Raw genomic sequence first — 12203 nt, 5'->3', positions numbered from 1 at the left:
ATATGGAATGAACAAATAAGCTCGTGTGCATTCAATGTGCATTCCATATCTATTCTCAGTACTCTAAATAGACATTACCTACAATACCTGTCGGTTCCTGAATCAGGAACTGGGACAGGAAATCTTGCTGTTCTTTTACAAGCGTATTCGTCACTTCAATCACAAGTCTGTTGCCCTTTGGTTCTAAATATCCGCTTGCTTCGTACGCATAAGGCGGACAGATTCGCGTTCCGATATCATGCCCATTCAGCCACACTTGAGCTACTTCGTACGGTTCATGAATGACCAGCCGCGCTGCTGCCGGTACTTCGTGCATATCGAACTCTATTTCATATCGCACGGTCCCCGAGAACTCGGGTAACATCGTCGGTACGGCAAGTGAAGTAAGTTCAGCACATGTCCCATATGCAGAGAATTCCGGGTATTGCTTAGCCGTTGCCAAGGAGAGCTTCCACTCTCCTGTAATCTCGTGTAGGTTGGTGTATGAACAATGTGCAGTTGAGACTTCCGCGATCTCCTCACTCAGTGCAGTCCCCTGCACAATCAACACAGATTCATATTTTTCGAGCCTCAAGGAGAATGATTGCTTGTTTCCATACATCCTGGTGTGAAGTGGTGAGAGTGTATTCGCAAAAGCATTATAGATGTACATCTCATCCACGCCTTTCAAAGCCGGAACGGTAATCGTGGTCTCAATCGCTTTTGCCGGATCTTCATTGAAGAACATATATACCTCACCGTCGTTATGACGGTAGTGGTAATAACGCAGGTAGGGCTGGTATTCCGAAACGGTGATCTCATACACATGGTCACTCCGCAGGCGCGTCGCCAGTTCATCTAGTGCAACAATACTCACAGATTTATGCTTCTTCAGATCTGACAACTCGCTCGTGCAATCCTCTCCTTCACTGCTTCGAGCAGGAAGTCCATCCACGAAATAGACCTGTAAACCCGCTTCGGCATAGGCAACCAGTTGAGCAATTAATTGACTCGGTAGCGCTTCGGCATAAGGAATAATCAGGGCAGGGAACTGTTCACGGTTCATCTGGAGTTTTCCGTCTTTCACCTGCGCCGAGATCACCAGTTCCGATGGAACGATGTCAAAATCTATCTGGTTCTGCGTAAGCTCTCTCGCGGGCTTCTGGAACAACATATACACTCCAGCCCACTCCGCTTCTGCATGATACAGAATGGCTGCCGGTGCAACATGCACACCATCCGATAACAGATGACTTACTCTGTTCATGTAGTAAGCTAGTATTGGCAGATACCGATACTGCGGATCATATCCGTTCGCGTATAGATGAGGTGGACAATCTGGATCAGGATACTTTTTCGGCGAAAATGCATGTGGCACAAAATGGTTCACACCCCGTACCAGCATGTGGTCCGTTAGCCATTTCATCAGTTTCAGCCCTTCTCCGAACCCATATGCACCGTACACTTCACACATGGTACGACCGTGCTTCTTAGGGTCCAGGTGTCCGAGTGAGGTTCCCATCTTCGCCATTCCATAATGGAAGAACTCACCGTCCCATCCAGTGGATGTGAATGATTTGTAATAGCCATCATCCATGCCTGGCAGAATCTGATGAAGCACCACGTCAATGCCGGACATATCCTGCCCCCACAGACTGCGATAGAAATGCCCTGTACCATAACCGAGTCTTGCATGAGCGTTATTGTCTTCAATGACATGCCCAATGTACTCTACACCATGGGCGCGACACCACTCTCCCAATCTGTCCGTGAAATGTTCTGCGTATAATCGAGTGATCAGATCCATGTAGCGATAGCGCATCTCTTGTCCTTTCACACCTGCATTCGCCCACAACAAGGGGAGTGAACGAATAACATCATCGTCGGATCCTTCCTGCTTTAACATGTCCTGCAAATCTTCACACCACGGAAGAATCATATCTAGGCGTCCGATGGAAGCCAGTGGTCCTTTTACATTGCCAAACCTTGGCTCATCCGAGAAAAATCCAGCCAGTGTCGATCCAAAATCATCTTTGTATCGATCATAATGTGCCTCGTACACCGTATCAATCAGCACCTGTGTGGCTTCGGGCACAATTGGATTCAGATATCCTTCGGTTGCTTTTTCCCCTCCATCATAGGTAAGAACCAGCGTAAAGATTCTCCAACGCCCCTCAGGCAGATCCCATTGCACCGTTCCTTCATGTAATTGTGAGGTCAGATCAACCAGGGAATCGGGATCAATCTCATCAGGTCCCGTTTTGCGAGCGGCAACTACACCAACAATCCGATCTTTAGCCGAGAAGACTTGCTTTTGTTCTCCCTCATGATCCGACTTTACTTGCTCCACTCCAACACTAATACCTCTCTGGCCGGGTCGTTGCAGCGCCCATTTCACCAGAATTCCCGCCTGAAGCTGGGGTCCGACGAAATCCTGTTGATGTATTTTCAGAAACTGCTTCTGGTACTGGGGATAATCCGTCTTGATTCTGCCAGCGGCATATCCTGTAGGAAAATGAGAATCATCCAGAATCCACACTTTCATCTTCCGGTTACGCGCCTCATCCATGATGATATCCAGATCTGTCCACCATTGGGGCCCTACAAAATCCGGATGCGGGCGGGATTCCACGCAAACCGCCTTGATGCCACTCTCATCAATAATCTGCATATGTTCACGCAGTACAAGTTCTTCTTCACCATGCTGCCAGAAGAAAGGCAAAATATAATTGTTCTCCCGGTTTTCCAACACCTCGGTCATCTTTCTCATCAAAAACCCTTCCCTTCTGCTAGACAGACAACTTCGTTGTTTATGCTCTCTCCTATCAATTAAGTGTCAAAATTACATATTATATAAAGAAAATCCCATATGAACCAAAACATAAATCAATACATTAAAATCCATTAATCAATCGTAAACAGACCAATATAAATATAAACAAAGATGTTTAATCACTTCACACTTTTAATATAGCGCTTTCAAATGAAGACCGAAATATCAAAACAGTACATATTGACTGTCATAAATTCAGATGTTAAGGTTACTACAAACTTCAGCCGACTGGAGGCAGTGAGCATGAATCACGACCAATTGGATGCAAAGCTTCGTAAGCTTACGGATAGGGATCTGCATTATCAGGCTCATCCTTCTGCACACTCTGCTACCTACGATTCATTGAAGAGAGTAGATCATGAAGGACAGAAAGTTTATGTTTTTGCGGACATGATTGGAGAGAAAGACAACATCACCATTTCCAAGCACACACGGTTTGCCGAGGTTCCGCTACATATTCACACTTTTATTGAGCTCAGCTTCGTATATTCCGGTCAGTGCACCCAGATCATCAATGGAAAAAAGGTCACGCTAAAGGGCGGACAGATCTGTATTGTAGATACAGGCATTCCCCACGCCATTCTGTCCACAACGGAAGAAGATGTGATTATTAATATTCTGATTCGTAAGCGTTACTTTTCCTCTTCTTTCCTGAGCAAACTGGCCAACAATGGCATTCTGTCTCACTTTCTGGCGAATGCCATCTCAGATCGTAAGAATCATAACCGGTACATTATTTTTCATTCCGAGAATAACACCAACATTCCTATCCTGATGAGACAACTGCTCTGTGAATTTTATGACCCGTCACTCGGCTCATCCGAGATGATGGATTCCTATATGCTGCTGATCTTCTACGAACTGCTGCGTGTGTTCCAGTACGACACGAATCGTCCTCGCACACTGACGCAGAACAAGGTGACGATCATTGAAATTTTGAAATATATTGAGAATCATTATATGGACTGCACCCTCACATCCACCGCGGAGCATTTCAACTTCAATGCCAACTATTTGTCCACCTTGATCAAAAAAACAACCGGTCAGACCTTCAAGGATCTGGTTCAGAGTGAAAAATTCAACTACTGCGCGTTCTTGCTCGCCAATACTAATCGCCCGATTTATGATATTGCCAGCAGTACGGGGCACAGCAACTTGAGCTTCTTTTACAAAAAATTTCAGGATCACTTCGGCATTACGCCTCAGCAATATCGGGAACAACATGCTGCCAGAATAATGGAATGATAGTGAATAAAGAACCCTTTGCATCTGTTATGGCTTCCCTCTCGGGCTCAGTGAAATGTTTATAGTTCAACCAATATTGTCAGCAAAAAAACAAAAATACTTACTCCCAGGCTTTTATGTCGCTACATGAGTTCCCTCGCAGTAATATTTAGATGAATACCTAATCCGAAATGCCACAATGTTCTTGTCTTTTTCGGCAAAGGAACCAAGTTCTTGTCCTTAGCTTGGGACAAGAACTTGGTTCCTTAAAACAAAAAAAGCCGCTATAATAGCGACTCCAATGGAACAATGTTCTTGTCCCTCGACAATAAAAAAAGTCGCTAAGCAGTTTGATTATAACCTGCCCTATCCTCGGTTTTATTGAGCTATCGTTTCCCGAATCTTTAGATTGCAGCTTCTTCCATAACTCGCCTCAATTTCTTTAGACAATACATTTGTTTGTTCCCCTAGATATTTCAAGTCGTTAGTCAGAACTGTTGTATCGTCGCCTAACCGAGCCATAACTGATACACTTACAACATTTCGAACATCAACATCATTACTTAAAGCCATTGTTCGATAAAACCCAAAATTATCACAAGTATTTTTTCCTCACTTTTGGTTAATTCATGGTTAATTTAATTGTGAACAACATTTTTATAATTTAACGTTATCTCTTTCCTCTTTAAGCAAGGTTAGTCCCACTCAACTCTTCGACTTGTTTGTTAAACTATCCTGCCCTTATGATACGGTTCGGCGTATTATCTGTAGAGCGAAATCGAAGGCACCCAGTAGGGTGCCTTCGATGTTCTAACTGTCTCTCTTTGGCAAGTTGGATAAACGAACTCAAATCCATCAACCAACCTTGTTGGGACACTCGATCATTGTAAAGAACGTGCAAGTGCTGCAACAGAACCGCGGAAATCGGGTCTGCCGTCAGCCGTCCACAAAAGCGCTGTCACAAATGTATGGCGATTCGGATCGTACAGCGGATCTCCTATAATGTTCTTGTACGTTCTTGCGTGAAACACAAATAGTGTCTCTTCGTCGTCCTCTGACACCGTGAAGGAATTATGACCGGGACCATACATTGAGATGCTCTCATCTGTCGAGAGAACCGCTATTTGCGACTTACGCCATGAGGTGGCATCGAGCAAATCAGCATCCGCATCGGCTTCAAGTAAGCCCATGCAATAATTGAAATCGGTGGCGCTAGCCGAGTAAGAGAGGAATACCCGATTACCCTTGCGAAGAAATGCCGCGCCTTCGTTCACTTTATAACCAATGATCTCCCAGTCATATTCCGGCATCGAAATCATCGTTTGCGACCCAGTCAGCGTCCACGGATTGCTCATTTTAGATATATACAGATTAGAGTTACCTCCGATGTTCGGATCCTTTTGTGCCCATACGTAATAACGGCTGCCATTATGCTCAAAGGTAGTGGCATCGAGGGCGAAGCTTTCCCATTCGGTACGAACCTGCCCCCTTTCCATCCAACTGCCTTCGAGCGGATTGGCATTTTCATTCTCTAGCACGTACATCCGATGGTCGAACAAGCCTTCATTCGTTTCCGTCGTGTGTGCGGCAGCGAAATACACGTACCATTTGTCATCAATAAAATGCAGTTCGGGTGCCCAAATATTGGCACTAAGGATACCATTCTCGCGCTTTCTCCAGATCACTACAGGAGTTGATGTAACAAGCTTCTCAAGGTTCTGGGCTCTACGGATTTCAATCCGATCATACTCCGGAACGGATGCTACGAAGTAATAATAACCATCCGAATGTCTGTAAATAAAAGGATCAGCTCTCTGTTCAATTAATGGTTGAATGTCGTGTGACGCTCGTTGTTGGATTTCCATCTTATCACCTGTTTCATCATAATATAGATTACCCTTTAACAGCGCCTGCAGTCATACCGTCTATGAAATATTTCTGAAAAGCAATGAATAGTATGAAAATTGGAATGATGGAGAAGAAGGAGCCCACGATCAATAAGTCATAGTTATTGCCATAAGGAGTTAACAACGTTTTCAAACCGATTGGAAGTGTATATTTACTCTGATCTCCGAGCACCATGAATGGCCACAATAGATTATTCCAGCTATTCATACCATTCAATATGGCCATTGCTGCAAACGATGGCTTCATAATCGGCATAATTAGTCTGAAATAAATCGCATACTCGTTTGCACCATCAACCCGCCCAGATTGAATAATCTCTTTGGGTATGCTTCGTAGATATTGCCTGAAGAAAAATATTGTCGCGGCATTGGCTATACCGGGCAGAATGATTGCCGAATAGCTATTCACCATTCCCAAATCATTAATTAGGCTGTACAAAGGAACCAGCAGTATTTCGAAAGGCACCATCATAATGAGCAAAACACATATAAAGAGGAAGTTCTTACCTTTAAAATGATATGTTGCAAAACCATATGCAACAAATGCGCTTACAAAAAGTGTTAAAACCACTTGAACGATTGTTAAAATCATACTGTTCCAAAACCACACAAAATAATCATGTTCTCCAGTAAACAGAAAGATGAAATTATCAAAACTCATGATTTCAAAATCCAAACTTAGGTTAAGACCATATCTAACTAATGATTCACCTGGTTTAAAGGAAGATAGGGCCACTGCGTAGAATGGGATCATAATTATAACGAATAGTATAATGAATAAACAAATAATTACTATTCTAGAGATGAAATCACTCCTCGTCTGACTTCTGCCCACTTTAATCCTCCTCCTTTTTGAACATTCCACTAAATTTCAATTGCGTTAAATTGATAACCATAGCAATGATTAACAGAACGATACCAACTGCAGCTGCGTAACCCAGCTTATTCTGCTCAATCCCTTGTCTATACAGATATCCAACAATGGTTAAGCCAATATTTTGGGGTGATTTGTTACCGTTGAACATCATCAGGCTCTCGGTAAACATTGCTAAACCTGCATAAACACTAATTGTTGTAACATATACCGTGGTCGGCTTCAATAATGGCATTGTGATCGTTCTAAACTTCTGCCAAGCAGATGCACCGTCAATTGAAGCAGCCTCATAATATTCATTGTCAATGCTTTTCAAACCCGATAGATAGTAAAGCATATTAACGCCTGTCCATCTCCAACATGCGAGGATTAACAGTGCTGCCATACTCCAATTTCCGTCTTTCAAAAATTTGATAGGCTCTACACCAAATAGACCTAGGAAACTGTTCATTAATGAACCTTCCATCTCACCGAATGTAAGGCGGAAAATGGTACCCGCAACTGCGACAGATGTCAATGCAGGGAGAAAGAAAGAAGATTTAAAAAAATCTCTTCCCATCATTAACTTACTGTTGATCATAACGGCGAATAACATGGGAAAAGGAATCAACAGCACTAAGGTTCCTAACATGTACACAACGCTATTTTTAATAGATGTCAAAAACACTTTATCAGTAAGTAATTTCGAATAATTTGCTTCACCAATCCATTTAGGATCCTGTCCCAGCATCCTATCTTGAAAGCTCATTACGAATGAATTTACAAGCGGAAAAAACCAGAATATCAAAAATATGAGTATAAATGGCAATACAAAAACATAAGGTGCAACTTTTTGAGAGTATACAAATTTCTTTATCATATTCTCAATCTCCCTTGACTATGGTTAAACCTGCCGACCACTGTACCTGCCGACAGGTTTAATCAAATCATTTACTTATTATATTTATTTCAATTCTTGTTCAATTGCTGCTTGTGCTTCATCCAACGCTTCCTTCACATCTTGGCCATCTTCAAAGATAGCATTCAAAGTAACCGTATTGAATATATTGCCGATGGTTGGTGAAGCTTTAACGGACTTAATCGCTCTAATTTCGTCCTTGATTTCATTCAAAGTATCAAATGCATTTGTTTTAAAGTATTGGACGTATTCATTTTCAGGGTTTTTCGTAACTGCATCATCTTTCCATACTTCCATGTTGATTGGGTCAAATCCAAGTGTATTCCAGATTTCAGTAGTAGCTTCTTTCGAAAGCTTAGCAAAGGCTACAAATTCTTTTGCCAACTGAACGTCTTTACCATTCTTAGTAACAACTGTGCCAGTACCGCCTAAGCCAACGGAACGAGGATTACCTTCTTCGAATACAGGCAATGGAGCTATTGCATACTTACCTTTAAGGTCTTTCATTTCGTTTACAAAGCGGGACATGTACCACTCAGGCATTAATGCACTTGCGTAGTTGCCTTTGTTATATTCGCCTTTTGCTTCTTCTGTGTCGGGTTGTCCGCCAGGGATCGTATGAATAACATTGTTCTTCTGCAGATCGACTAACATTTCAAACGCTTTAATCATTTCAGGCGAGTTCACTTTTGGATTACCATTTTCATCTGTAAAATCAGAATTTTGCTGAGCTAGTAGCAGCGATGCTTGGAACGAAGCTGATGTATCAGCAGTACCTAAGTACTTGCCAGTCTTTTCGTAAACCTTGATACCTGCTTGTTTGTAATCTTCCCAGGTTTTGATTGTCTTGTAGTCAACACCTGCTTCTTCGAGAATTTCAGTGTTGTAGAAAGCAAGCGTAGCACCTACGTGATAATCAAAGCCATAAACCTGATCGGCTTTGGAGTAAATCTCGACACGTGAAGGAACAACAGCGTCTTTGTATGGTGCAAATACATCATTCAAAGATTCCAGGGGAACGTTGTCACCTTCCAAGAATTTAGGGAATTGACCAAGCTCAATATCCGCGATATCAGGAGCACCTTTTCCGCTTGTAACTGCCAATAAGAGCTTGTTGTGCATATCATCGTAAGGCATAACCGTTACATTCAACTTAATCTGTTTGTCTGGGTTCTGTTGGTTCCATAACCCCAGCATTTTATCCAAATGCTTGCCGTGCAAATCTGCGAATGTCCAAAATGATAATACTGTTGCATTCTCACCGGCATTAGCGCCTAATTGTTGTGTTTCCGTTTTTGAACCAGAAGGACTACCACATGCAGTAAAAACAAGTGACATAATCAGGAGAGTAACGATGGAGATTAAAGCACTGCGTTTTTTCATTTGTTCGTCATCCTCTCTTTTTTGTTATGCATTTGAAAAGTCGGCTGACTAGTTAGTTCTGTTAATTTAAGCGGTTACAATCCATCTTGGCACCACCATCCTTAACATAATTCTAACCTTTCAAAGAAAAGACCCCTTCGCAACAATTTCTCAGATTCCATATTGTAAGCGCTTTACATGCCGTATTATAATATATATGAAATAAGCTTTATATAACCAATTGATTATAAAATCATAAAGTTTATGGGGAGATGCTACTCTTTGAAAAAGCTGGCGCTCTACAAACAAATTCGAGAAAACATTATACAGAAAATTAAATCAGGGCAGCTTCGGCCAACGGACCGCATTCCTTCTGAACAAGAACTAATGGACGAATTCAGAGTAAGTAAAATAACCGTCAGGAACGCCCTAACCCTACTAGCTGACGAAGGATTAATTATACGCGTACAAGGCAAAGGCTCATTCGTCTCTTCTAGTCTTGTTGTTTCTAGCATCAATTTCTCGCCATCCCCACGCAGCGCGTGCTCCATGCCGCTCATCGGCTTCATCATTCCGACGATGAGAACCCGTGTCATTCAGAAGCTCGTTGACTACACGGAACACTTCCTACAAGAAGCCTGCCTCAGCATGGTACTAAGCATCACGCGCGAGTCCTCCTCTATCGAATCAAACGTCATTCGTACACTAACGGAGCTCGGTGTGAAGGGGTTGATCGTTTTTCCAACAGAAGATGAGAAGTATAACGAATCATTACTGCGTCTGTCGCTCGATAAATTCCCGTGTGTGTTCATCGACCGCTATCTGCGCAACATTGAGACGTACACCATTACATCCGACAATTACGGCGGTGCGTATAAAGCTGTATCCCATTTGTTATCCAAGAGTCATCAGCAGATTGCGCTCATCTCACCTGAAAATGCCAATACAGCCGTCGAGGATCGCACGCTCGGCTTCGAGCAGGCATACACAGATCAAGGCATCTCGATTGACAAGAGCTTGTGGTGTCACATCCCTCTCGACATTCTACGCAGCGAGCAAGCATTGGACTATGTAAGCAACTTCTTGCAGAACCACAGTGGAATTTCGGCAGCCTTTTCCTTGACTGAAGAAACAGCACGCCTTACATCCGCCGCTATCAGTCTTCTGAACGTTCACTCAAATATCGACTTGCTATCTTTTGATAATCCACATCTTTCAGGCGTAGCTTATGTGCAGCAGGATGAACAGGAAATGGCACGAACAGCCGTAAAGCTGTTATGTGAACAAATGGATGATATCTATTCTCCCAAGAACGCCGTTATTCCCGTGCAACTCATCTTCCCTTGACACGACAAACGTTGCAGCCTACACAATGATCTTGTCTTCAGCTTGGGACAAGACTTGGTTCCTAAAAACAAAAAAAGGCACCTCTGTGGAGAGATACCTTTACCTATATTATCCGCAAGACATGTTTCTGGCTGAGCAACGGATAAACATTGAATAATGCTGCAGATTTCAAACACCATAAATAAATTTAGTTGTCATTGTATACAGCCTCCCTTTTTCGCAGTACCACTACGATATCTGTCTGAGGTACAAATAAATTATAATTCGTTACATGGACTTGTCTCGTTTCGGTTACTGATTCTATCTTTAATTCAGGAGGAAGACAGCGCTCTATGTGAGTAATTAATGTTTCTTTGGTAAATCTCCAAATTACACCATCAATCGAAGAGTTCGCCATATAACCACCGTCCGTTACAGAACCTGAAAGAGACTTGAGAACAACCGGGTCCGCAATAATGATAGATCCACCGTCACGTAACAGTCTGCAGCTCTCTATGAAGGCTTTTTTGTGATAGCGAATGTGATGAAAGCTTCTTGCAAACAAAATCATATCGCAACTATGATCAGGTAAAGAAGTCGGTTTATCAATGAAAGCATGGATATAAGAATTAAACCTTCCCCACTTCTTTCCAAGTTTTAGAGCATTTATATTCGGATCCATGTTGAGAAAACGAACATCCTTCTGCTTGCGAAGATACTTGTTCAATAAACCTGTACCACAGCCCACCTGAAGAACATCGCCCTTTAAAGGGGGTAAAACTTTATAAACATTACGAGGAATAGGAAAATTTTGAACGTACATGGCCAATTCGTAGAAAATCGGATAACGCTCTTGCAATCGAACCAATTTACTGGTGTAGAAAGGATTCCGCTTTTTGTGACGTTTAAAGTCCCATTTGTTCAAATAGTAGATAGGGGTTAACAGCAAGAACAGAATAATAAAGACACTTTGGACGCTATAAATTCCAAGTTTACTAAAACGATCATTGGAATTATGAGACATCATTTGTTTAGAAGTATTCAAAATGATCACTCCCCTCTCACAACGCTATAAATGGTGTAGAACCTCTTTAACATAATAAACGAATCCAATATATGGTTGAATGCGCCGAAAAATACAGACATACTGTCCGTAAGCAATGCTTCCTTCCAAATGACTTACGAAGCGAAGGGAATCTGATCATGCACAATTCAATCGTATTTAGAGAAGAGTATTTTTTGACTCCTTCACCCCCGTCCATTTGAAGCTGACAAAAGAAGAGCCGTTTACGTTGATGCATCACATGTGTTTCAACCACTGGATTTGAAAGAACAGGTTCCGTTATAATTATGAACTGTCTGTATAAGCCGTTTTGGAGATATCATTTTTTCGTGGAGGCCCCAATTGGACAATGTTTGTCGAGCGGCGTAACGAATTTCGCAACGTATTCGAACAAATGTTACATCAACAGGAGGCTGATGCTACGCCTTATTTAGCTGCTGCTCAATATAAATCATAGTCGTCTTGGTTTGGAATGGTACAATGTTCTTGTCCCGCGTCAGTCCTCCAATACTATGTCATTGAAGTTAACTTTATTGCATAAGAAAACATCTTCGTTAGACTCACTTTTCCACATAGATAGTTATCTAAGTGGAAATTTGGACATGTTCTTATCCCTCATTTGAGCATCGAAAAAGCCGCCCACAGGCGACCTTTTGAGCAAGAATACGATTTTCAATTTGAAGTATGATCATTAAGACGATGGATCATATAGGTCTGCATCATGTTCTTCGATCCAA

Annotated in this window: 8 protein-coding genes; 2 read left to right on the top strand and 6 right to left on the bottom strand. The window is 42.2% G+C overall.

What is annotated here, in order from left to right; translation table 11 throughout:
• Positions 1–55: 55 nt before the first annotated feature.
• Entirely contained in the window at positions 56–2749 is a 2694-nt protein-coding gene (locus tag MHI52_RS16850; RefSeq protein ID WP_340982396.1) for a glycosyl hydrolase, read from the bottom strand.
• 306 nt (positions 2750–3055) lie between these two features.
• On the opposite strand from MHI52_RS16850, the gene MHI52_RS16845 reads away from it, so the two are divergent.
• Positions 3056–4057 (top strand): helix-turn-helix domain-containing protein, encoded by a 1002-nt coding sequence (locus tag MHI52_RS16845; protein ID WP_036673655.1) that lies wholly within the window; start codon positions 3056–3058, stop codon positions 4055–4057.
• Positions 4058–4917: 860 nt separating this feature from the next.
• Here the strand turns inward: MHI52_RS16845 and MHI52_RS16840 are convergent.
• The 4 genes from MHI52_RS16840 to MHI52_RS16825 form a co-directional block, all read right to left on the bottom strand.
• Positions 4918–5901 carry a family 43 glycosylhydrolase gene (locus MHI52_RS16840; RefSeq protein WP_340982397.1) on the bottom strand — a complete coding sequence of 328 codons (984 nt, stop codon included), beginning with the start codon at positions 5899–5901 and terminating at the stop codon, positions 4918–4920.
• A 28-nt stretch (positions 5902–5929) separates the two neighbouring features.
• The gene (locus tag MHI52_RS16835) at positions 5930–6748 is read right to left on the bottom strand and encodes a carbohydrate ABC transporter permease (protein ID WP_405159396.1); all 819 of its coding nucleotides are present in this window, start codon (positions 6746–6748) and stop codon (positions 5930–5932) included.
• Between the two features lie 31 nt (positions 6749–6779).
• The gene (locus tag MHI52_RS16830) at positions 6780–7676 is read right to left on the bottom strand and encodes a sugar ABC transporter permease (protein ID WP_340982398.1); all 897 of its coding nucleotides are present in this window, start codon (positions 7674–7676) and stop codon (positions 6780–6782) included.
• 84 nt (positions 7677–7760) lie between these two features.
• On the bottom strand, positions 7761–9098 hold the full coding sequence (locus MHI52_RS16825) for an extracellular solute-binding protein (protein WP_340982399.1): 1338 nt from the start codon (positions 9096–9098) through the stop codon (positions 7761–7763).
• Positions 9099–9359: 261 nt separating this feature from the next.
• Here MHI52_RS16825 and MHI52_RS16820 point away from each other — a divergent pair, with 261 nt between their 5' ends.
• Positions 9360–10424 carry a GntR family transcriptional regulator gene (locus MHI52_RS16820; protein ID WP_340982400.1) on the top strand — a complete coding sequence of 355 codons (1065 nt, stop codon included), beginning with the start codon at positions 9360–9362 and terminating at the stop codon, positions 10422–10424.
• Between the two features lie 187 nt (positions 10425–10611).
• Here MHI52_RS16820 and MHI52_RS16815 read toward each other — a convergent pair whose 3' ends face one another.
• Complete coding sequence (locus MHI52_RS16815; protein ID WP_076250501.1) at positions 10612–11448, bottom strand: class I SAM-dependent methyltransferase; 837 nt, start codon at positions 11446–11448, stop codon at positions 10612–10614.
• Between the last annotated feature and the right edge of the window lie 755 nt (positions 11449–12203).

It is taken from the genome of Paenibacillus sp. FSL H8-0283 (assembly GCF_045040675.1).
GTDB classification, from domain to species: Bacteria; Bacillota; Bacilli; order Paenibacillales; family Paenibacillaceae; genus Paenibacillus; species Paenibacillus amylolyticus.
The sequence above is the reverse complement of the archived record's forward strand: the minus strand, read 5'-3'. Positions and strand labels throughout refer to the sequence as shown.

Coding starts and splice junctions, on each gene's coding strand:
- MHI52_RS16830 (WP_340982398.1), bottom strand. CDS start 7,676: ATGATAAAGAAATTTGTATACTCTCAAAAAGTTGCACCTTATGTTTTT.
- MHI52_RS16850 (WP_340982396.1), bottom strand. CDS start 2,749: ATGAGAAAGATGACCGAGGTGTTGGAAAACCGGGAGAACAATTATATT.
- MHI52_RS16840 (WP_340982397.1), bottom strand. CDS start 5,901: ATGGAAATCCAACAACGAGCGTCACACGACATTCAACCATTAATTGAA.
- MHI52_RS16845 (WP_036673655.1), top strand. CDS start 3,056: ATGAATCACGACCAATTGGATGCAAAGCTTCGTAAGCTTACGGATAGG.
- MHI52_RS16825 (WP_340982399.1), bottom strand. CDS start 9,098: ATGAAAAAACGCAGTGCTTTAATCTCCATCGTTACTCTCCTGATTATG.